Genomic DNA, 21,052 nt, shown 5'->3' with positions numbered 1-21,052 from the left:
CATGACCGGCTTCACGGTCGCCCTGGTGCTGGTTGTCGCTGCCGCAGTGATCCTGCGGTGGCGGCGCCCCGCCTGGTACTGGCTGGCCTTCGGCGCCCTCTTAGCCGCGCTGCGGGTCTCGGTCCGCTACGTCTCCGTGATGGACGCGTGCGGACTGACCGTCCCGCCCTCCCGCTGGCGCCTGGCCCTCGCCCGGATGGCCAACCGGCCCGCACCGGAGTCCCGCGCCCCGCGCATCCTGCGCATCCGCCCCACCCGCACCGGCCTCGTGCTCCGCCTCAAGCTCCGCCCCGGACAGGACGCCTTCGACGTCTCCGCCGCAACAGACCGGCTGCGGCACTCGTTCGGCATGTACGGCGTGACCTCCCGCGAACTGCGCTCCGGCGTCGTCGAAGTGCGGATGACCGGCTACGACGTCCTTAAGCGGGTGCAGATGCCCACCAAGACTGACCCGGCACCGATGCGGGTCCCGGTCGCCCTGCGGGAGGACGGGGCAGTCCACTACCGCGACTACCGCGCTGTTCCGCACGGGCTCACCCTCGGCGCCACGGAGTCGGGGAAGTCCGTGTATCAGCGCAACCTGGTGGCCGGCCTTGCACCCATGGACGTGGCGCTGGTGGGGATCGACTGCAAGCAGGGCGTCGAGCTCTTCCCGCTGGCCCGCCGGTTTTCCGCACTCGCCGACAACCCCGATACGGCCCTTGACCTGCTTGAAGCGCTCGTCACGCACATGGAGGACGTCTACCAACTGATCCGGGCCGAGCAGCGGATCACGGTGAACGTGCCGGACGCGGAGATCGCCGCTGACATCTGGGACCTGCCCGACCACCTGCGCCCCGTTCCGGTCGTGGTCCTGGTGGACGAGGTCGCCGAACTTGCCCTCTTCGCCTCGAAGGATGAGGAGAAGCGCCGCGACCGGATCATCACGGCACTGGTCCGCCTCGCCCAACTCGGCCGTGCCGCGGGGATCTACCTGGAGATCTGCGGACAGCGCTTCGGCTCCGAACTCGGCAAGGGCATCACCATGCTCCGCGCCCAGCTCACCGGCCGCACCGCCCACCGCGTGAACGACGAGTCCTCCGCCAACATGGCCTTCGGCGACATCGCCCCCGACGCCGTCCTGGCCGCTATCCAAATCCCCACCGAAACGCCCGGCATCGCCGTCACCGGCGACTCCTCCGGCGGCTGGGCCCGCATCCGCGCCCCCCACACCTCCCTGCGCCAGGCCGTGAACATCTGCAACCGGCACGCCGACCGCACCCCGGACCTGCCCGTCCTGGCAGCCTTCCGGCCCGTCGTCGGCGCCCTGGCCCCGGCCCCCGAGCCGCTCGCCAAAGCAGCCACCGCCACCGCCTAATCCCTCCCGCACCCCGGTTGGCGCGACCGCATCGCGCCAGGTCCCTACCCGCTCCATGTCTGAAGGAAGGGAGACCAACTCCCATGTGTGAGCACATCGAGGACTTCCACCGCACCGTGCTGATGCTCGGCGCCCTGGCTCTGTACGCCAACACGCCCGGCGCCGACGACGACTTCATCGACACCATCGGCCCGTCCCTGGCCGCGTCGCTTCCCGAGCCCCCGCCGGGCATGTTCCCGCCCGGCTACGACCCCGCCGACGGCCCCGACTACCCCGGCGGGTCGTGATGGCCCGCCCCGCGTTCCGCGTGGACGCCGTCCTGGTCCAGGCCGTCATCGCCGGTGCCCTGTCCTTCGCACACCTCCACGACCTCGCCGCCGCCGCCGGTCAGGACGGATGGAAGGCATGGGCCTACCCGATCAGCGTTGATCTGCTGCTGGTCGCCGCATGGCGACGCCTGCGCAGTGAGGGCCCGTCCCGGCTGGCCTGGTGCTGGTTCCTGATCGCCTTGTTCGCCTCGCTCGGCGCCAACGTCGCCACCGCCGGATTCCTCGACCTCGCGCATCCGCCGGCCTGGCTGCGGTTCGGCATCGCGGGCTGGCCCGCCCTCGCCTTCCTCGGCGGCACCCTCCTCGCCCACTCCCACTCCACCGAGGCGCCGGAGTCGGTTCCGCCGGCACCCGTAGCCCCGGAGCCCACTCCGCAAGTCGAGCGGGAACCGGCCCCCGACCCGCGACCGGAGCCCTCGCCTATCGCCGCGGCTGCCGAGGACACCCCGGCACTCGCCCCCGCTACCACCGTCGTCCCGGCTGGTCCGTCGGTCCCAGCCGCGCTGGTGGACCACGCCCGCAAGCTCGCCGACGACCACCACGCCCGCACCGGCACCCGGATCGACACCGACACCCTGCGCGCCCGACTCGGTGTCCCACCGCAGCTCGCCGAGACCATCGCCGCCCAACTCGCCTGAACCGAAGGGAGAACCACCGTCATGCCCACTCGTGACCACTTCCACTCCGTGATGCGGATCGGCCCGGTGCAGATCGGCACCCACCGCGACCGCCACGGCCACACCAAACACGCCGCCGTCTGCAGCGCTGACCGCTGCGGCTGGTCCGCCGACTACTCCAGCCAGACCGCCGCACAGCTCGCCGCCCGCACCCACCGCTGCACCGCCCGATAGGAGAACGGCCCCGTGGACGTCCCCCTCTGGTTCGCCCTGATCATCGTCGGCTGGCTCGGCATCAAGCTCATCCGCCCGCCGCTCTGGCTCGTCGCGGTCCTCCTGCTCGGCGGCTACCTCCTCGCCGACAGCCTGCTCGCCCCCGTCATCGACACCGCCGTCAAGTAACCACCCGCGAAGGGAGATCCACCATGCTCAAGCCCAAGGTCCCCACCATGCCCCAGCCCACCGGCCTCATCACCCCGCCGGCCGTCCTGGAGCCGACCGCCGTGGTCCAGCACCACTCGCCGAGCCCCACGCCGTTGGCTGTCCCGACCGCTGCGGCCCGGCCGACCGTTCAGCTCACGCCCGGCGCCGTCATCGCTCTCGTGGGTGGTGGGACGGCTGTTGTCCTGGTCGTCGGCGCGGTCCTGGTCTCGATGCTCCTCGCGGTCGCCATCACCGGCGCATCCGTCGCCATCTGCGCCCTGGTCATCCGCTCGCTCATCGCCTCCGACAACCAGCACCGCTGACCGGCCTCCGGGCGGCGCACAAGCCGCCAAGCATCGCCGCCGCCCGGACGGTCCGGCCCCTTCCAACCGCAATCGAGAGGACCACCATCATGGCCCAGCACAGCCCTGCCCCGACGCGTATCTGCCCGGACTGCGACGGCTTCCCCGCCGTCGCCATCGACACCGGAACGCTCCTCGACGACGGCACCCGCGCCACCCTCCTGATCACCTGCCGCCCCTGCCACGGCACCGGTACGACCCGCACCCCGGCACCGGCCCCGGTCGTCCAGCGGGAGCACGCGTGACCGCCTCGATCCTCGCGGGCCTGGACCCGGCCACCCTCGGCGATCTGCTGCGGGTGGCCGGGTCCACCGGCTTCGACCGCTGGCAGGACCAGATCCGCCGCACCGGCGGCTGCTCCAACCCCATCCACCTCTCCGGCTGGACGCTCACCAAGGACAAGACCACCGGCCAGACCCTGTACCGCTACTCCACCGACACCGAGCCTGGCGGACGGCTCCGCGTCGCCTGCGGCAACCGCCGTGCTTCCCGCTGCCCGGCCTGCGCCTGGACCTACTCCGCCGACACCTACCACTTGATCCGCGCCGGGCTCGCGGGCGACCAGGACAAGGACGTCCCCGCCACCGTCCGCGACCACCCCCGCGTCTTCGCCACGCTCACCGCCCCGTCCTTCGGCCCCGTCCACAACCGCCCCGATGCCGGCCGCTGCCGATGCGGCACCACCCACCGTCCCGACGATGACGCCCTTGGTACTCCGCTGGACCCCGAGTCGTACGACTACGCGGGGGCGGTCCTCTTCAACAACCACGCCGGGGACCTGTGGCAGCGCTTCACCAACCGGCTCCGGCGCGAGATCGCCGCCCGCGCCGGCCTCACCCAACGCGAACTCAAGGAAACGGCACGGGTGTCGTACGGGAAGGTCGCCGAGTTCCAAAAGCGCGGGGCCGTTCACTTCCACGCCGTCATGCGCCTCGACGGCCCGGACGGACCCGACAGCCCGCCGCCCTCCTGGGCCTCCGTGCAGCTGCTCGACGACGCCATCCGCTCCGCCGCCGTACACGCGTACACGACCATCACCGTCCCGGCCGCCGCCGGCCAACCCGACCGCCCGCTCCGCTGGGGCACCCAGCTCGACATCCGCCCCATCCGCGCCTTCGACGCCGGCACCGACATCACCGAACAGGCAGTCGCCTCCTACGTCGCCAAGTACGCCACCAAAGCCGCCGAGACAACCGGCACCATCGACCGCCGCGTCGGCAACCGCGAGGCCCTGGTCCTCCTCGAGGTACCCGCCCACCCGCGCCGCCTCATCGAAGCCTGCTTCGACCTCGCTCCGCTCTACCCGGACCGGCGACTGAGCGCGTGGGCCCACATGCTCGGCTTCCGCGGCCACTTCTCCTCCAAGTCCCGCCGCTACTCCACCACCCTCGGCGCACTCCGCCAGATCCGCGCCGACTACCGCGCCGCCCAACAACGCGAAGAACTCGGCCTGCCCGACCCCGGCCAGGACCCGACCGTCCTCGTCCTCACCGACTGGCAGTACGCCGGGCAGGGGCACAGCCCCGGCGAGTCTGTCCTCGCCGCCTCGATCGCCAGAGACCTGCAACACAACCGAGAAACCGCCCGCGAAGCCCTCGCCCTGGAAGGAGACATGGCCGCATGACTGACCGACTGCTCACGGTGGAGGAGGCCGCTCAACTCCTCGGTACAACCGCGCGCTTCCCTCGGCGTCTGATCGCCGAACGGCGGATCGTGTTCGTGAAGGTGGGGCGGCATGTCCGCATCCCTGAGGGCGCGTTGGCTGACTTCGTCGCGGCCAACACCGTCCAGCCGATCGTCACGAGTCGGCGGCGCTTCGGGGCGGTGGCCTGATGGCAAACCAGAAAGGGAAGCGTCGCCGGTTCGGTTCGGTCCGCAAGCTGCCGTCCGGCCGCTTTCAGGCCCGGTATCCCGGCCCCGATGGTCTGCTGCGTTCGGCGCCGGAGACCTTCCCCACTCAGACCGATGCTGATCGGTGGCTCGTCCGCAAGGAAGCGGAGATCCTCGACGGCCGGTGGAAGAACCCGGACGACAAGGTCCTGTTCGGGGTGTACGCCGAAGCCTGGTTCAAGGAGCGCAACTACGCGGCGACCACCCGCGAGCGCAACGGCAGCGCCCTACGTCTCCACATCCTGCCGACCTTCGCGAACGTGGTCCTGAGTGAGATCACCACACCGCAGATCCGCCGCTGGCGCGCCGGCCTCCTGGAGTCCGGTGTCGGTGAGCCGACGGTCGCCAAGGCGTATCAGATCCTCCGCGCCATCATGAACACCGCGGTCGACGACGAACTGATCCAGCGCAACCCCTGTCGTATCAAGGGCGCCGGTGCGGCCAAGACAGCCGAGCGGCCGTTCCTCGATGTCACCGAGGTCTTCCAGCTCGCCGACGCCGTGCCGGCGCGCTTCCGAGTGTTCATCCTCCTGGCGGCCTTCACCGGCCTCCGCTTCGGGGAGCTCGCCGCGCTCCAGCGCCATGACGTCGACCTCGATCGGCGGACCGTCGCCGTACGGCGTGCCCTGGCCGAGACTCGGACGGACGGCATCCTGGTCAAGGCGCCCAAAAGTGCGGCCGGTGTGCGGACCGTCGCCTTCCCCGCCTCGCTGACGGAGAGCCTGGCTGCTCACCTCGCTACCTACGCCGAGCCGGGTCGCACCGGGCTGCTCTTCACGGGAGCGAGGGGCGGGCAGCTTCGCCGGAACAACTTCCGCCGCCTGTGGCTGCGGGCCCTGGAGACGACCGGCCTGGGAGACGTCCACTTCCACGATCTGCGCCACACCGGGAACACCCTCGCCGCGACCGGCGGTGCGACCACCCGCGAGCTGATGCAACGCATGGGCCACTCGTCGGTGCGTGCCGCGCTGATCTACCAGCACCTGGTGAACGGCCGTGACCATGCGATCGCCGCTCACGTCGACGATCAGATCAGAAGGGTCCGGCCGGCAGAACCCGGCGACGCATCTGGCACGTGACTGGCACGACGCCTCTCCCCCGCCCCCGCGGCTGAGGAACGAACAAGGCCCAGGCTCCCGGTTCAGTACCGGTGACCTGGGCCTTCGTCGTGCTTACTGCTGGTGGGCGCGGACGGTTTCGAACCGCCGACATCTGCTTTGTAAGAGCAGCGCTCTACCCCTGAGCTACGCACCCGTGGATGAGGCAACAGATTACATGGCTCACGCCCCCGTCCGGCAATCCGGTTACCTGCCGGGCCGTCCGGGAGTCGGCGGGGTGGCATGCGGGGGGTAACCCCACCCCGGAGACGGTAGCCGTCCGGATCGTTCGCGGGGTGCGCCGTACATACGGTGGGGGCAGACCGGCAGCGCTCTCAGGGGGAATCGATCGCCATGACCTTCCGTACCCGCACCCACTCACGTACCGGGACGCTCATCGCGGCCGCCGGTGGAACCGCTCTTCTCGTCGTGGCCCTCAGCGGCTGTGGCAGTACGGACGTGGAGGGCGCCCCGGCCGAGCACAAGTCGTTCGCCTTCAGCGGGAAGACCCTCACCATCGACGCCGGGAACTCCTCGCTGGATCTCGTGCCCGCCGATGGGAAGCAGGTCGAGGTGACCCGACGCGTCGACGGGTGGGTCGTGCTGGGCAACGGTCCGGACGCCTCCTGGAAGCTGGAGGGCGACAAGCTGACGCTGAAGGTGAAGTGCGATGCGTTGATCAGTGACTGCACCTCGCACCACCGGGTCGAGGTGCCCCGCGGAGTGGCGCTGAGCGTGAACGCGGACAACGGCAAGGTCACCGCGTCCGGGTTCGACACCCGGCTCGTGCTCGACTCCGACAACGGCGGGATCCTCGTACGCGACTCGAGCGGGCCGCTCCAGCTGAAGAGCGACAACGGGTCTGTCGTGGCCGAGGAGTTCTCCGGTTCGTCGGTGGTCGCCCGTTCGGACAACGGGTCGATCCGGCTCGGGGTCACCGGTGTACCGGACCTGGTGGACACGGTCAGTGACAACGGGGGCATCACCATCGACCTCCCGAAGGGCGACGGACCGTACGCCGTGACCGCCGAGGCCGACAACGGGGACGTCTCCGTGGACGTACCGCGCAGCGACAACAGCCCGCATGTGGTGAAGGCGCGCAGCGACAACGGTGAAGTCACTGTCCGAAGCGCGAACTAACCGACCCGTGTGTTCGTCCTTACCGGGTGGGAGAATGTACCGGGGACAGGGCGAATCGGCACGGGAGAGGGATGTGACGGCGACACACGCGCGGCCGCAGGCGAAAGCGAGTGGAAGTTCCGCCGTCAAGGACGTCCTGGTGCTGATGCTGCTGCCGGTGCCTCTGATCGCCGCCGCGCTGCCGGCCACCTTCGCGGGCGGGGGTACGCGGCGCTGGTTCGGCGGGCGGGGTGAGAACCAGAGGGCCGACGCCCAGGCGGCGAAGGACGCGGCCGCTGCCGCGTTCCTCGATCTGGACACCGCCCAGCGGGATCTGCAGATCTCCATCGAGACGATCACCGCGGTCGACAGTTCGCAGCGTGCCCGCAAGGCGGCGGAGGACTTCACCGCTCTGGGCAGACGAATCGACGAGGTCAGCCACGCGTACATCACCGCGGTCGACGCCCACGACCTCGACCGCGACGATCTCGAGCCCTCCGCCGCTGCCGGTGCCAGGACACAGCTGACGCGGGCCAAGGACGACCTTGTACGGGTGAAGGGAGAGCTCGACCGCTTCGCCAACGGACTCGGCTCTCTGCTCGGCAGCGCGGAGACGCAGCTCGCCCGGCTCGCTCCCGCCGTGGAGCGTGCCCGTCAGGCGCTCCTCGGTGCGAGTAACGCGCTCGACGCCGTACGGGCGTCCGGCCTGCGGGCCGACGATCTCGCGGCACGGCTGGCGGCTCTCGCCCCGGAGCTGACCAAGCTGAACCAGGGCGCCGGCAGGCACGGCGTGGCCGAGACGCTTCAGCGCGCCGACCAGGTGCTGCGCGATGCCGAGGCGGTGCGGGCGGAGGCGGACCGGCTTCCGGAGCGGGCTGCCGAGATCGACCACAGGCTCGTGTCGCTGCGCACCCGGGCCCAGGCCCTGACGACGCGCGCCGGGCAGGTCGAGCCGGTGCTCAGCGAGCTGCGGCGCCGCTTTTCGGCCGCCTGCTGGCAGGACCTGCAGCCCGTGCCCGACCAGGCCGCGGTGAACATCCGGCAGGCGGAGGAGAAGCTGGCGGAGGCCGCTGCGGCTCGCGACGCGCAGAGCTGGGCCGATGCGACCGCCCGGCTGAGTACGGTACGGGCCCTGCTCAACGCGACCGACGAGGCGGTGTCCGCCGCCGGTGACCGGCTGCAGCGTCTGGACGCCGTGGCCAAGGATCCGCAGGTGGAGATCGATCGGACCCGGTTCGCGATCCGGGACGCGCAGCGCCTCGCGATGGCCGGACGCCACACCCCCGATCCGCTCCATGCCCGTCCGCTGGACGATGCCGTGGCCCGGCTCGAGCGGGCCGTCGCCGGGCTCGAGGGACGTCACCCCGACTACTGGCACTTCCTGACCGAGATGGAAACCGTGCGGCAGACGACGGCCCGGGTGGTCTCCGCGATCCGTGAGGAGCGCGGCAGCGGCGCCTGAGGGCCCCCACGCGACCCACAGCTGCGGCGCCCGCGACCCACGGCTGCGGCGCCCGAGAGCCCGCGACCCACAGCTGCCATGCCCGCGGCCCACGGCTCCGGATGCCCGCGGCCCCGTGACCCACGGCCGTGGCGCCTGCTGAGGGGCCGCGTCCCTTCGTCGGGCGTGTCCGGACCCGCGACCCGTCCGGCGGCCCCGCCGCCGGTCCGATTTGTCCATGGCGGCAGGTGGGCCGATCCTGGAGGTACGCAGCGGTCCTGCTGGAGTGTTCGCTGGCCGCACGGGCCGAAGGAGGCCGTCATGGCCACTCATGTCCTGCATCCCACGGGCCGACGCCGCAAGGCCACCCGGCTCGACGAGCATCTGCCGGTGGACCACCGGCTCAGCCAGGTCTACCGGGTGGGGGCCGGACTGGCCGGGCTGTTCCTCCTCGCCTTCGGCATTCTGGGACTGATCGACCGGATCGGCTTCTTCGACACCGGCGGCGACACGGTGGCCGGCCTCAACACCAACGGGGCGCTCAGTGTGCTGTCCATCTGTGTCGGGATGCTGCTCTTCGTCGGGATGGTGATCGGCGGAAACTTCGCCTCCACCCTGAACATGTTCCTGGGCATCGCCTTCATCCTCAGCGGATTCGTGAATCTGGCGCTGCTGGACACGGGCCTCAACTTCCTCGCCTTCCAGATGCAGAACGTGCTGTTCAGCTTCGCCATAGGGCTGCTGCTGATGATGTTCGGCATGTACGGGAGGGTCAGCGGCGGTCTGCCGCACGACAATCCGTACTGGCGGGCCCGTCACCCCGAGCAGGTCACGCTCGAGGAGCGCCGCCGTCGTGCCCCGATGCCGGAGGTCACGAGGGAAAGGCCCTAATCTGGGGCCATGCCTCGTTACGAGTTCCGTTGCCGCCCTTGCGGCGAGACGTTCGAAGTCAGCCGTCCCATGGCCGAGTCCTCCGCTCCCGCCTCCTGTCCAGCAGGGCACGAGGACACCGTGAAGCTGCTCTCCACCGTGGCTGTCGGCGGTTCCTCGGCGGCCGCTGCCGGCTCCGCTCCCGCGCCGTCGGGCGGCGGCAGTGGCTGCTGCGGGGGCGGCTGCTGCGGTTGATCCGACGGCGGCCGCAGCACGGCTGATCAGGGGAAACGGCAGGGCGGCAGGACCGACAGGTGCGGGTTCCGCTACACCCTGCGCGAGAGCGTCAGCCCGTCCGCCACGGTCAGCAGGACGCTCTCCATGCGGAGGTCGACGGCCACATGGTCGTTGAATTCCTTGATCGCCGCGGCCGCCCCGGTAGCCCGTGGATCGGTGACACCGCCGTGGAAGAGCACGTTGTCCGTGACGATGAGCCCGCCGGGACGCATCCGCGGGACCAGTTCCTCCCAGTACGGGATGTAGTTGCCCTTGTCCGCGTCCAGGTAGGCGAAATCGATGTGCGGCTCGGACGGCATTGCACGCAGGGTGTCCAGTGCGGGCGCGATCCGCAGATCGATCCGGTCGGCGACGCCCGCCTTCTGCCAGGCCTCACGCCCGTACGCGGTCCACTCCTCCGAGATGTCGCAGGCGATCAGCAGTCCGTCCGCGGGCAGCGCCTGGGCCATCGACAGCGCCGAGAAGCCGGTGAAGGTGCCGACCTCGACAATGTGCCTGGCGCCCGTCAGTCTGACGAGGAAGGCGAGCAGCGGGCCCTGCTCCTGCGACGACTGCATACCGGCGTGGTCGGGGAGCTGGGCGTATGTGGTCACCACGAGCTCGCGCTGCACCGCGTCGAGGGGCGGGTTGTGCGCCAGCACGTACGCGTACAGCTCGTCGGTGATCTTGGTTTCGTTCCCCTTGGACATGGCGCATCTCCCTCGTAGCGGCCGGCCTGTCCCAGCCTGCCGAAGATCCTGCCCGTACGCTCAGCGACCCGCCCGCGGGCCGGACGCATGCAGGAACCGGCTCAGGATCTGCTCGCCCGCGGCAACGCCCCGCTCCCGCAGCACCTGGACGTTCGGAGCCCCCCAGCCGCTGTCCGCGAGTTCGCCGTGCCCCGGGCGCCAGGCGTGGTCGGCGGCGAGCAGCAGATCGGCGTCGAGGAGGGAGTCACCGGCGGCGAGCGTCGTCGTGGCGCCGCAGCGGCGGGCGACCTCGTTCATCGCGGCGCTCTTGGTGAGCGGCTTGGGGACGGCGTAGATCTTGCGCCCCTGCAGGGAGACCGTCCAGCCGCGGGGGTCCGCCCAGGCCGCCAGCTCCTTCACCCAGCCCTCGGGGAGGAGCGAGCGTTCGACCACGAGATACGCGAAGACGTCCTCGGCGACCCGTTCCTTGAGCAGCCAGGCGGGATCGGCCGTGGCGATGAGGTGCGCGCGGACCTCGGCGAGCGTGGCGCATTCGTCGGCGAGCCGGCCGGCCACCTGCCTCTGCCAGTCCGGGTCGGAGACTCCGTCGACCAGGATGTGTCCGCCGTTGGCGCATATGGCGTACCGGGGTGCGGGGCCGGGAAGGTGGATACGTCCGTACTGCTCACGGGTCCGGGTGGTGCTCGGTACGAAGACCGTGGTGCGGGCCAGCTCGTCGAGCAGGGCGGCAGCCTTCTCCGTCATGTAGGAGAGCGGTTTGTGTTCGTAGACCTCGACGCAGAGCAGCCGTGGGGCCTCCGCGTCCGGCATGGACAGCTGGAGCGCCGCTGCCGAGTAGATGAGGGTGCGGTCGAGGTCGCTGGCCACCAGCGTCACGGGCGCGCTCACTGTCCCGCCACCGCCTTGCCGTCCGCGCCCGTCGCGCCGCGGGTGAACTTCGGGTGGATCAGTCCGACGCAGGTGTACGGGAGCTCACCGACCTCCTCGACGGGGACGCCGCGCTGTTCGGCGAGCAGCCGTACGTGGTCGAGGTCGCTGCCGGCGCCACGCTTGGCGAGGATCTTCCACGGCACACGGCGCAGCAGCACCCGGGTCGTCTCGCCGACGCCCGGCTTGACGAGGTTCACGTCGTGGATGCCGTACTCCTCGCTGATCCGTTCGACGGCGGCCCAGCCCTCCCAGGTGGGGGCGCGGTCCGCGGCGAGCATCTCCTTGGCGTCGGCGTCCACGGCTTCGGCGACCTCGTCGAAGCGGGCGGCGACCGTGTCGAGGAAGAAGGCGGACACATCGGAGTCGGCCAGTTCCCGGTAGAACTTCGCTCCGTGGAAGTCGTGGGGGCCGACGAGGTCGGAGCGCAGGACCGTACGGGAGATGAGTCCGGAGACCGTGGAGTTGAGGCAGGCGGACGGGATGAGGAAGTCCTCGCGCGTTCCGTACGTCCCGACGCAGCCACCCGGGTCGGCCAGTACCGCGATCTCCGGGTTGAATCCGTCGAACTCCGCCAGGGCGGCGGCAAGTTCGCGGGTGATGGCACCCTTGCCCGTCCAGCCGTCGACGAAGACGACATCCGCCGGGTCGTGGTGGGCGGCCAGCCAGCGCAGGGCGTTGGCGTCGATACCGCGGCCCCGGACGATGGAGACGGCGTAGTGCGGCAGGTCGAGCCCGTGCCGGTGCTGGGCCCAGCGGCGCATGAGGACGCCGACGGGGGTGCCGGCGCGGGCGAGCGAGACCAGTACGGGGCGGGGACCGCGTTCGGCGAGAACCGTCTCGGTGACCGTTCCGACTGCCCGGGCGATACGGGCGGCCGAGGTGTCCAGGGCCGCCTTGAACAGCTCCTGGTACTGCGGGGTGGGCTGGTACTCGACCGGCAGCGATTCGGCGTAGTGCGCGCCACCGCTCTGTATCGCCTCCTCGCGTTCCTCCGTGGGTGCCTCCAGCACGGTGTCCGAGAGGTCCTGGAGCAGCCAGCCGACGTCGTCCGCCGCGTAGGAGGAGAAGGCGGGGCCCCGCAGGGGTTCGGGCAGCATGGAGGCTTCCTGCCTTTCGAGGGCGGGCAAGGGGGCGGGCGCCGGGATGTACGAGGGGAGGACCGCGAGCAGGACCTGGTCCGTGTGCGCGGCGAGCACGGCGAGCAGCCCGTCGGGGGCGTGCAGTGCCGCGGTGTCGGCGGCGGAGTCGACCACGGCCAGGACGGCGTCGAAGCCGGCTCCCGCGACGTTGTACGCATACCGGTCGCCGGGCCCGTCTGCGGGGTAGTCGTGGGCCGGGAAGACCAGGCGGGTGCGAATCGCGTAGCCGGGGTCGTCGACGGCGAGCACGGGCGAGCGGGTGGTGGTGGAGTACCGCACGTCGGCGGTGGTGGCGTCCTCCAGGGCGGTGCCCAGTCTCAGCGGCGCGTACATCAGCTCCTCGAAACCGAGGACGAGCACTTTGCGGGCGCCGCCCAGCGCGTCGGCGATCCGGGCGGCCATGTCCGGCAGGGCGGCCTCCAGGGCGGCACGGTGCGCGGGGGTGAAGCCGTGGCGTCCGCCGTCGGGGACTCCGGCCGGCCAGTCCAGCCCGACCCGTACGGGGGCGGGGCGCGGGCCCCGCAGGGCGGCGCTGTCCGGGGCCGCGGGCGGAGCCTCCTCGTGGGCCGCCACCAGGTCCCGGCCCTTCTGAAGGACACCGTCGGGCAGTCGCACGGTGCCGCGGGCGCGGGCGACCAGGTCGACGCGGGCGCCGATCTCCTCGGCGAATTCGGCGAGCCGCCCCTGGTCCGCCTCGGACCGCATGTCCACGAGGGCCACGACGACGTACCGCTCCCGGGGGTAGCGCACATGGAGGTCGCGGATGGTGTTGAGCACGGTGTTGCCGGTGGAGAACTCGTCGTCGACCAGGACCAGCGGTGCGCCCGGGGAGTCCTCGGCCGTCGCGCCCGTCAGCAGGGCCGGGTCCTCGGGGAGCAGCAGATGGGACGTGGCGTGCGAGTGCGATTCCTCGAAGCCGCCCGCCTGTGCGACGCCCGCGACGGGGCGGCGGGTCGAGTGGAGGTACGTGGCCACCCCGAGGCCGTCCGCGACCGCGTGGCCGAGGCCGGTCGCCGTTTCCGCGTACCCGAGGACGACGGCGCGAGCTGCCTCCGCCTCACCCAGCAGGTCCCGCACCCGTTCACCGAGCTCGAACCCTGCCCCGTACACCACCGACGGCTGCTGCGGCACGTGCTTGCCCAGCACGTTCGACACGAGCAGATGGGCCCGCTTCGGGTTGCGGCGCAGGGCGAGGCCCAGCAGCTCCCGGAGCTCCCCGTCGCCGACGAGCTCGACCCCGAGCCGCTCTGCGACCCAGTCACCCGACCACTTCACGTCAACTGCCTCTTCTCCCGGTACGTGCTCGCCCATGACCGCGCTCAGTCCGCCAGACCCGCGGCCAGGAACTCGACGAAGCCGACGTCCTCCTTGGCCACTCCGAAGACCTCGGCCCGCTGCAGAGTGCGCTCGGCCCAGGCGCGGTGCGGCTTCACTTCGTTCATCTTGTTCGTGTACGCCGAGCGCAGCACCCCGCCGCCGCCCCGCTCCGGCCGCAGGATGTCCTGCGCGTCGCTGAATTCCTCGTGGCTGACGACCGACAGGGCGTGCACCGGCAGCACGTGGGACGGGTGGATACAGGTCTTGCCGAGCAGTCCGTTGGCCCGGTCGAGCTCGATCTCGCGCAGCAGTCCGTCGAGGTCGTGCTCGATGAGGGCGGTGCGCAGCTCCTCGGCGCGCCCCATGAAGGGGCTGCGGCGCAGCTGGGGCTTGAACATGCGCTCCTGGAGGCGGAAGTACTCCCACACCGGCCCGGTGATGGTGAAGCCCGTGCCGTCGGCCCGGCCCAGCACATTGACGACGTCACCGATGACGGCGCCGACGATCTGGACGTCGTACGCCGTCATGTCGGGGGCCCGGCGCAGACCGTACGCGGAGCAGAAGTCGGTGACGCCGAGGCGCAGCGCGAGGACCCGGTCCCGGTACTTGTCGATGGTGCGGGCGATTCCGCGGAGGGTGTCGCCCCTGGTCTCCAGGTGCAGCAGCTCGGGCGATTCGAGGACCGGCATCGCGAACAGCCGGTACCCACTGGCGGATTCGGCCGCGGTGAGGGCCTCCAGGAACAGCTCTCCCCGCTCCTCCGTGAATTTCGGAAGTACAAATCCGGACAACAATCGGACCGAGGTGCCGAGGCGCTCCACGAGGTCGGAAATCTGTTCCGGCTCACGGACCCTGATGAAGAGCAGCGGCAGTTCGGCGCCCCGTGAATCAAGATCGGCGAACTGCCGGACCAGATTCGCCTCGGCGCCGACAACTTCGGCGTCGTCGATCGAATCCTCCAGGCAGAGCACCATCGAGACGACACCGCGTCCGGCCTGCTTGATCACGTCCTCGGCCAGTCGCGGCCGGGTCGCCGGGCTGTAGAGGGTGGCGCCCAGGGCCGCCGACAGCATGCGGGCGGAGGAGCCGGCGTCGAATTCGCACGGCTCCCGGAAGAACAGGCCCTCTCGGGCAGTGGGCGAGATGTGCCCGAAATGACGCATGTGATTCCCCCGTACTGCCTGACAGGCCGGACGACGTATGGCCGGTAATAGTACGTTCGGACGGGTGTCCACAGTTCCCCAAGAGTATGAACTTCGGGTAACCCGGCCATTTCTCACACTCTTCGCGGCGCGTCCCCACGCCGCTTCCTGGCACTCTCCCGCCCGCGCGTTCGGACCCCCACGTTGTCCGGGAGGCCCACCAGCAGGCAGGATGACCGGCATGACGCACGCGATGCTCAAGGGCTCGAACGTCCCTCTCGACGCCATGGCCGTACGGGCTGTGCTGCGCTGGACCCCGGGCGCGGGGGTTCCGGACGTGGACGCCTCCGCCCTGCTGCTCGGCGCCTCGGGCCGTGTGCGTTCGGACGAGGACTTCGTCTTCTACAACCAGCCCCGGCATCCCTCGGGCCTGGTGCGACGGCTGCCCAAGCGCAGTGCCGCCGGAGGACTGACCGACACCATCGAGGCGGATCTCTCCGCGCTCGACCCGTCCGTGGACCAGGTGGTCATCGCGGCGTCCTGCGACGAGGCGGCCTTCGAACAGGTCCGGGACCTGCGGATATCGCTGTACGACTCCGCGTCCGCGGACGGCGATCCGCTCGCCGTCTTCGATGTGCGAGCCGAGACCGGCGAGGAAACCGCCATCATCTGCGGCGAGTTCTACCGGCGCGGCGACGGCTGGAAGTTCCGTGCGGTGGGCCAGGGGTACCCGACGGGCCTGGTCGGACTGGCCACCGCGTTCGGGATCTCCGTCGATGAGGCAGAGGCAGCCGCGGAGCCGGACCCCACCCCGCCCGTACCCGAACCCACCCCACCCGCGCCCGGCCCCGACGCGCAGGCCACGGTCCAGCACCAGCAGCCGGCGTACGGGTACCCGCCGCCCGCTGCTGCGCAGCCCTCCCAGGCGGCCTACGGCTACCCGCAGCCCGCCTCCGCACCGCCGGCCTACGGTTACCCGCAGCCTGCCTCCGCGCCGCCCGCCTACGGTTACCCGCAGCCCGCAGCCACGGCGGCGCACGCTCCCGATCCGGGGTTCACGCTTCCCCCGCAGGGCCCACAGTTCATCCGTCCCTGAGCCGGCAGTGCGGTCGCCCTCCACGGCGGCCACTCAGGCCCGCGTCTTGTAGCCGCGTCCCCACTGCATGCCGAAGCCGTACAGCCGGTCCAGCTCCGACTGGAAGCCGTACACGAACTTCACCTCGCGGCGCACGATCAGCTCACCCTTGACGTTCTCCACCGTGAACACGGCGCAGGAGCGGGCCTGCGGGGCCCGTTCGTCCAGCTCGATCTCGATCCGCGGGCCGTTGCCCGGATAGAGCGTCACCTTGGCGTGCGTACGGTCGAAGGCCGGGGTCTGGTCGTAGATGTAGACGAAGAACAGCAGGCGTTTGATCTCGGCCCGCTTGTCGAGGTTCACGTAGACCGTCTCGCCCGACGGTGCGCCGAAGCGGTCGTCGCCGCTGAGCCGGATGTAGGGCGGGGCGTTCAGATCGCCGATCAGATTGCCCAGCGGCTGCACCACACCCTTGGTGCCGTCCGTCAGCTCGTACATGCAGCCCAGGTCCAGGTCGACGTTGACCACACCCTGGGTGTGGGCCTGGACCACATCGGGAGTGAAGAGCTTCAGCGGACGGAGCAGCCTGCCGCTCTGCCGCGACCTGCCCTCGATGTCCGAGGTACGCATCCGCCAGGAGAGGTTGACGCGCAGATTCCCCGACAGGGCGCCCTGCTTGTTCAGCGAGACCGTGGCGTGCCGTCTGGAGAGCACGATGGAGTTCGTCGCGGAGCTGCCCGACTCGAACTGATTTTCTCGCCCCGGCCACAGGCTGTCCCAGAAGGCCATCCCAACCCCCACATGTATCGGTAGAGCCCGACCCCGCACACGCCCCGCACGTCACTGCGGGGCGGCCACCGGGCAGGGTCCGGGTGTTCCCGGAGACCCGCCGCCGTGGGCCGCCCCGCAGAGAGAGCGTTCCTCAATCCCTACCGGGTCACACCCCGGAGGAGACTTCCGCCTTGGAATCCGAGCCGCCGCCGTCGCCGTCGGCTGCTTCGATCGCCTTGTTGCGCCGCACCGAGGACCAGAAGGACCAACCGATCAGGACGACGCCGACGAGACCGGTGATGATCTCGTTGATCTCGTACTGGATGGTGACGAGCAGGATGACGGACAGCGCGCCGATCGCGTAGTGCGCGCCGTGCTCCAGGTAGACGTAGTCGTCCAGCGTGCCCTGGCGGACCAGGTAGACGGTGAGCGAACGGACGTACATGGCACCGATACCGAGGCCGAGCGCCATCAGGACGATCTCGTTGGTGATGGCGAAGGCGCCGATGACACCGTCGAACGAGAAGGACGCGTCGAGCACCTCGAGGTAGAGGAACATGAAGAACGCGGCCTTGCCGGCGAGGACGACCGCGGCGACCGGCTTACCGGCCTTCCTGGCCTCTTCCTCGGCCTCGTGCTCGCGCTCCTCCTCCTCCTCGAGCTTGTTCTCGAAGTATCCGGAGAGACCGCCGACGACCAGGTAGGTGATCAGACCGGCGATGCCGGCGAGCATGACCGTCTCCGCCTTGTCGGCGTGCCCGCCACCGTGCTGGTGTGCGTGGGTCGCGAACGTCATGGCGGAGATCATCAGGACGATCAGCGCGACGCAGACCGACAGCATGTCGACCTTGCCGAGCTTGGCGAGCGGACGCTCGATCCAGCGCAGCCACTGGATGTCCCGGTCCTCGAAAATGAAGTCGAGGAAGATCATCAACAGGAACATGCCACCGAAGGCGGCAATGGACGGATGCGCGTCCGTCACCAGTTCCTTGTACCTGTCGGGATCATTGAAGGAAAGATCAATGGCCTCGATGGGCCCGAGCTGGGCGCTGATGGCGACGATCACGACGGGGAAGACCAGCCGCATGCCGAAGACGGCGATGAGCACACCGACGGTGAGGAAGATCTTCTGCCAGAAGGCACTCATCTTCTTCAGGATTCCGGCGTTGATCACCGCGTTGTCGAAGGACAGCGAGATCTCGAGGACCGACAGGATCGCGACGATTCCGAAGGCCTGCCACCCCCCGTAGATCACCGCTGCGACCAGGCCGAGCGCGGTGACCGCGAACGACCAGCCGAAGGTTTTCAGGACCACTGGCTACCCCATCATTTATGTAACGGGTCTCCCCCGATGAGTACGGGGCTCCCCCGCGCCGTGCGCGGCTTTACGAAACGTTGACCCCGAAGTCTAGAGCGATGCCTCGCAGCCCCGACGCGTACCCCTGCCCCACTGCACGGAATTTCCACTCCCCGCCGTATCGGTAGAGCTCACCGAAGATCATCGCGGTCTCCGTCGAGGCGTCCTCGGTGAGGTCGTAGCGCGCCAGCTCCTGACCGTCCGCCTGGTTCACCACGCGGATGAAGGCATTGCTGACCTGCCCGAAAGTCTGCCCGCGATTGTCGGCTTCATGGATCGAGACCGGGAAAAGAATCTTGTCGCAGTGGGCCGGCACCTGGGTGAGGTTCACGATGACCGACTCGTCGTCGCCCTCGCCCTCACCCGTGAGGTTGTCGCCGGTGTGCTCGACGGAGCCGTCGGGGCTGGTGAGGTTGTTGTAGAACACGAACCATTCGTCACCGAGCACCCGGCCCGACTGGCACAGCAGCGCGCTGGCGTCGAGGTCGAAGTCGGCTCCGGTCGTGGATCGTGCGTCCCAGCCGAGCCCGACCAGCACCTGGGTGAGATCGGGTGCGGCCTTGGAGAGGGAGACATTGCCTCCCTTGGCGAGCGTGACGCCCATGCTGTGTCCTCCCCGAGTCGATGGACGGTCTTCGAGCGCACGCGCCCGCGGGACGGGCGCGGCGCTCTGTCGAGCGCGTCCGGCGCCGCACATCGTGCGGCGCCGGACGTGGTGGAGCCGAGTCGGCTCAGACGTTGACGCCGAAGTCCTGCGCGATACCGCGCAGACCCGAGGCATACCCCTGGCCGATGGCACGGAACTTCCACTCCGCGCCGTTGCGGTAGAGCTCGCCGAAGACCATGGCGGTCTCCGTCGAGGCGTCCTCGCTCAGGTCGTAGCGTGCGAGCTCGCTGTTGTCCGCCTGGTTGACCACGCGGATGTACGCGTTGCGCACCTGGCCGAAGCTCTGCTGGCGGCTCTCGGCCTCGTAGATGGAGACCGGGAAGACGATCTTGTCGACGTCGGCCGGGACACCGGCGAGGTTCACCTTGATGACCTCGTCGTCGCCCTCGCCCTCACCGGTGAGGTTGTCACCGGTGTGCTCGACCGAGCCGTCGGGGCTCTTGAGGTTGTTGAAGAAGACGAAATTCCCGTCGTTGGCGACCTTGCCCTCGGTGTTCGTCAGCAGAGCGCTGGCGTCGAGGTCGAAGTCCCCACCGGTGGTGGTACGGGCATCCCAACCCAGACCGACGATGACCGCGGTCAGGTTCGGCGCGGCCTTGGTCAGCGAGACGTTGCCGCCCTTGCTGAGGCTGACTCCCACGAGTCCTCCAAAAGTGTTGAGAGGGCCGGCAGACACCAGCGCCCCCGTCGTGCGTTGGCATCGGATCAACGATTGGATCCTAGTGACCGGTTCCCGGCCAAAACAGGCTTTTGGCCGGGCGCCGCCAGGAGATCCGGCATCAGAGCGAGTCGAGCGCCTTGATGTAGTCCTTCAGGTCACGGGCGTCGGGAAGGCCGTTGACCACGGTCCAGCGGACCACGCCCTCCTTGTCGATGATGAAGGTGCCGCGCACCGCGCAGCCCTTCTCCTCGTCGAAGACGCCGTACGCCCGGGATGTCGCCCCGTGCGGCCAGAAGTCGGAGAGCAGCGGGTACTCGAGCCCCTCCTGCTCGGCGAAGACACGCAGGGTGTGGATCGAGTCGTTGGAGACGGCGAGCAGCTGGACGTCGTCGTTCTCGAACTTCGGCAGCTCGTCACGGAGCGCACAGAGCTCGCCCGTGCAGACCCCGGTGAACGCGAACGGATAGAAGAGGAGGACCACACTCTTCTCACCGCGGAAGTCGGAGAGCTTCACGGTCCGTCCGTGGTTGTCCTTGAGTTCGAAATCCGGAGCCGGCGTGCCGATCTCGATCGCCATGAAACGCAATCCCTTCGCAACGTCACCACTGCCCCGGACTGGTCCGTCCGGGTGACTCCCACCCTACGCAGGGCTCCGTCCGGACCCGCGCAGGCCCGGACGGGCGCGTACGAAGGCCCCCGGCGGCGCAGTGCCGTCGGGGGCCTCGGTGTTGGAAAGAACGCTCAGCGCTGCTTGGCCTTGGCCCCCTTGGGGGTGACCAGACGGCTGCCCGTCCAGTCCTTGCCCGCGCTGATGCTCTTGGTCTGGGCGAGACCAGCTGTCTGGGCAGCCTCGTTGATGTCGCTCGGCTCGACGTATCCGTCGCGGCCGGTCTTGGGCGTCAGCAGCCAGACCGCCCCACCGTCCTCGATCAGACCAATGGCATCCACCAGCGCGTCCGTAAGGTCGCCGTCCTCGTCGCGGAACCAGAGCAGGACGACGTCAGCGACGTCGTCGTAGTCCTCGTCGACGAGTTCCTGGCCGATTGTGGCCTCAATGCCCTCACGGAGCTCCTGCTCGACGTCGTCGTCGTAGCCGATCTCCTGGACCACTTGTCCGGGCTCGAACCCAAGCCTTGCGGCCGTGTTGGTCCGTTCCTCCGCGTGGTCCGCGGTCGCGCTCACGGGTTGCCTCCTGATCATGTTTCGGAAAATGCTTCAGCCACGCGCGTGCGCGGGGCGTTGGCCGTAGTCCACACGGGCTCGGCGAATCGCGCAAGTACCCGGCGTCCGAGACCGCCTAAACGGTGACGTTCCCTGCCACGTCGCCGCAACTTCCGGCATGTCTCCTGCGGGGCCGACGATGGTGTCCGAACCCTTTACGTCCTTACTCAGCTTATGCCGTTTCGGTCCGCCATTCGGAGTCGAACAGCCTTTGGGAACAGATGGCCGGGTTGGGCGTATGGTTGCGGTTTGGGCCGGGGCGCCCACGTGGTGCCGATACT

Annotated in this window: 25 protein-coding genes and 1 tRNA gene; 15 read left to right on the top strand and 11 right to left on the bottom strand. The window is 69.7% G+C overall.

Translation table 11 applies throughout. The features are described from left to right. Window position 1 precedes the first annotated feature (1 nt). The 10 genes from ACFWBQ_RS15080 (at window position 2) to ACFWBQ_RS15035 (ending at window position 6,057) form a co-directional block, all read left to right on the top strand. The gene (locus ACFWBQ_RS15080; RefSeq protein ID WP_385487952.1) at window positions 2–1,357 is read left to right on the top strand and encodes an FtsK/SpoIIIE domain-containing protein; all 1,356 of its coding nucleotides are present in this window, start codon (window positions 2–4) and stop codon (window positions 1,355–1,357) included. A gap of 83 nt (window positions 1,358–1,440) precedes the next feature. After that, entirely contained in the window at window positions 1,441–1,644 is a 204-nt protein-coding gene (locus ACFWBQ_RS15075) for a hypothetical protein (RefSeq protein WP_385487949.1), read from the top strand. Then, the gene (locus ACFWBQ_RS15070; RefSeq protein WP_385488555.1) at window positions 1,644–2,324 is read left to right on the top strand and encodes a DUF2637 domain-containing protein; all 681 of its coding nucleotides are present in this window, start codon (window positions 1,644–1,646) and stop codon (window positions 2,322–2,324) included. Before ACFWBQ_RS15075 ends, ACFWBQ_RS15070 begins: the two co-directional genes overlap by 1 nt. Window positions 2,325–2,345: 21 nt before the next feature. Continuing rightward, window positions 2,346–2,537, top strand: a complete 192-nt coding sequence (locus tag ACFWBQ_RS15065; RefSeq protein WP_385487946.1) for a mobile element transfer protein — start codon at window positions 2,346–2,348, stop codon at window positions 2,535–2,537. A gap of 12 nt (window positions 2,538–2,549) precedes the next feature. Next, window positions 2,550–2,705 carry a hypothetical protein gene (locus ACFWBQ_RS15060; RefSeq protein WP_384605834.1) on the top strand — a complete coding sequence of 52 codons (156 nt, stop codon included), beginning with the start codon at window positions 2,550–2,552 and terminating at the stop codon, window positions 2,703–2,705. Window positions 2,706–2,728: 23 nt separating this feature from the next. After that, complete coding sequence (locus ACFWBQ_RS15055) at window positions 2,729–3,049, top strand: SpdD-like protein (RefSeq protein WP_385487942.1); 321 nt, start codon at window positions 2,729–2,731, stop codon at window positions 3,047–3,049. 89 nt (window positions 3,050–3,138) lie between these two features. Continuing rightward, a complete protein-coding gene (locus ACFWBQ_RS15050) occupies window positions 3,139–3,333 on the top strand; it encodes a hypothetical protein (protein WP_385487939.1) in 195 nt (64 codons plus the stop codon). Further along, the gene (gene repSA / locus ACFWBQ_RS15045; protein WP_385487936.1) at window positions 3,330–4,712 is read left to right on the top strand and encodes a replication initiator protein RepSA; all 1,383 of its coding nucleotides are present in this window, start codon (window positions 3,330–3,332) and stop codon (window positions 4,710–4,712) included. The genes ACFWBQ_RS15050 and repSA overlap by 4 nt, the downstream gene beginning before the upstream one ends. Next, the gene (locus ACFWBQ_RS15040) at window positions 4,709–4,921 is read left to right on the top strand and encodes an excisionase family DNA-binding protein (RefSeq protein WP_385487933.1); all 213 of its coding nucleotides are present in this window, start codon (window positions 4,709–4,711) and stop codon (window positions 4,919–4,921) included. The genes repSA and ACFWBQ_RS15040 overlap by 4 nt, the downstream gene beginning before the upstream one ends. Further along, window positions 4,921–6,057: a tyrosine-type recombinase/integrase gene (locus ACFWBQ_RS15035; protein WP_385487931.1), complete on the top strand. Its 1,137-nt coding sequence runs from the start codon at window positions 4,921–4,923 to the stop codon at window positions 6,055–6,057. The genes ACFWBQ_RS15040 and ACFWBQ_RS15035 overlap by 1 nt, the downstream gene beginning before the upstream one ends. A gap of 100 nt (window positions 6,058–6,157) precedes the next feature. Here the strand turns inward: ACFWBQ_RS15035 and ACFWBQ_RS15030 are convergent. Next, a tRNA-Val gene (locus ACFWBQ_RS15030) sits at window positions 6,158–6,232 on the bottom strand. 197 nt (window positions 6,233–6,429) lie between these two features. Between ACFWBQ_RS15030 and ACFWBQ_RS15025 the strand changes: the two genes are divergently transcribed. The 4 genes from ACFWBQ_RS15025 to ACFWBQ_RS15010 all read left to right on the top strand — a co-directional run bounded on the left by ACFWBQ_RS15025 (window position 6,430) and on the right by ACFWBQ_RS15010 (window position 9,760). After that, entirely contained in the window at window positions 6,430–7,215 is a 786-nt protein-coding gene (locus ACFWBQ_RS15025; RefSeq protein ID WP_385487929.1) for a DUF4097 family beta strand repeat-containing protein, read from the top strand. Window positions 7,216–7,288: 73 nt separating this feature from the next. Further along, entirely contained in the window at window positions 7,289–8,656 is a 1,368-nt protein-coding gene (locus ACFWBQ_RS15020; protein WP_385487926.1) for a hypothetical protein, read from the top strand. 300 nt (window positions 8,657–8,956) lie between these two features. Beyond that, entirely contained in the window at window positions 8,957–9,526 is a 570-nt protein-coding gene (locus ACFWBQ_RS15015) for a DUF4383 domain-containing protein (protein ID WP_385487924.1), read from the top strand. 9 nt (window positions 9,527–9,535) lie between these two features. Next, complete coding sequence (locus ACFWBQ_RS15010) at window positions 9,536–9,760, top strand: zinc ribbon domain-containing protein (protein WP_385487922.1); 225 nt, start codon at window positions 9,536–9,538, stop codon at window positions 9,758–9,760. Between the two features lie 71 nt (window positions 9,761–9,831). On the opposite strand, the gene ACFWBQ_RS15005 is transcribed toward ACFWBQ_RS15010, so the two are convergent. Genes ACFWBQ_RS15005 through ACFWBQ_RS14990 form a run of 4 tightly spaced genes read right to left on the bottom strand, consistent with a single transcriptional unit; the run spans window position 9,832 to window position 15,040 of the window. Then, on the bottom strand, window positions 9,832–10,491 hold the full coding sequence (locus ACFWBQ_RS15005) for an O-methyltransferase (RefSeq protein ID WP_385487920.1): 660 nt from the start codon (window positions 10,489–10,491) through the stop codon (window positions 9,832–9,834). Window positions 10,492–10,551: 60 nt separating this feature from the next. Beyond that, entirely contained in the window at window positions 10,552–11,358 is an 807-nt protein-coding gene (locus ACFWBQ_RS15000) for an HAD family hydrolase (protein WP_385488551.1), read from the bottom strand. 17 nt (window positions 11,359–11,375) lie between these two features. Next, window positions 11,376–13,871, bottom strand: a complete 2,496-nt coding sequence (locus ACFWBQ_RS14995) for a phosphoribosyltransferase (protein WP_385487918.1) — start codon at window positions 13,869–13,871, stop codon at window positions 11,376–11,378. 8 nt (window positions 13,872–13,879) lie between these two features. Beyond that, window positions 13,880–15,040, bottom strand: a complete 1,161-nt coding sequence (locus ACFWBQ_RS14990; protein WP_385487916.1) for an HpcH/HpaI aldolase/citrate lyase family protein — start codon at window positions 15,038–15,040, stop codon at window positions 13,880–13,882. Between the two features lie 211 nt (window positions 15,041–15,251). On the opposite strand from ACFWBQ_RS14990, the gene ACFWBQ_RS14985 reads away from it, so the two are divergent. Beyond that, entirely contained in the window at window positions 15,252–16,115 is an 864-nt protein-coding gene (locus tag ACFWBQ_RS14985) for a TerD family protein (RefSeq protein WP_385487914.1), read from the top strand. A gap of 33 nt (window positions 16,116–16,148) precedes the next feature. Here ACFWBQ_RS14985 and ACFWBQ_RS14980 read toward each other — a convergent pair whose 3' ends face one another. The 6 genes from ACFWBQ_RS14980 to ACFWBQ_RS14955 form a co-directional block, all read right to left on the bottom strand. Next, complete coding sequence (locus tag ACFWBQ_RS14980) at window positions 16,149–16,883, bottom strand: Tellurium resistance (RefSeq protein ID WP_385487912.1); 735 nt, start codon at window positions 16,881–16,883, stop codon at window positions 16,149–16,151. 148 nt (window positions 16,884–17,031) lie between these two features. Next, on the bottom strand, window positions 17,032–18,180 hold the full coding sequence (locus ACFWBQ_RS14975) for a DUF475 domain-containing protein (RefSeq protein WP_385487910.1): 1,149 nt from the start codon (window positions 18,178–18,180) through the stop codon (window positions 17,032–17,034). Window positions 18,181–18,250: 70 nt separating this feature from the next. Then, entirely contained in the window at window positions 18,251–18,826 is a 576-nt protein-coding gene (locus ACFWBQ_RS14970) for a TerD family protein (RefSeq protein WP_385487908.1), read from the bottom strand. Between the two features lie 127 nt (window positions 18,827–18,953). After that, window positions 18,954–19,529, bottom strand: coding sequence for a TerD family protein (locus ACFWBQ_RS14965; RefSeq protein ID WP_385487906.1), 576 nt, complete (start codon window positions 19,527–19,529; stop codon window positions 18,954–18,956). 139 nt (window positions 19,530–19,668) lie between these two features. Further along, entirely contained in the window at window positions 19,669–20,127 is a 459-nt protein-coding gene (locus ACFWBQ_RS14960; RefSeq protein ID WP_385487904.1) for a peroxiredoxin, read from the bottom strand. 164 nt (window positions 20,128–20,291) lie between these two features. Further along, window positions 20,292–20,732, bottom strand: coding sequence for a DUF3052 domain-containing protein (locus tag ACFWBQ_RS14955; RefSeq protein ID WP_329211418.1), 441 nt, complete (start codon window positions 20,730–20,732; stop codon window positions 20,292–20,294). Between the last annotated feature and the right edge of the window lie 320 nt (window positions 20,733–21,052).

The sequence above is a fragment of the Streptomyces sp. NPDC060035 genome (genome assembly GCF_042736635.1).
Classification (GTDB): domain Bacteria; phylum Actinomycetota; class Actinomycetes; order Streptomycetales; family Streptomycetaceae; genus Streptomyces.
The sequence above is the reverse complement of the archived record's forward strand: the minus strand, read 5'-3'. Positions and strand labels throughout refer to the sequence as shown.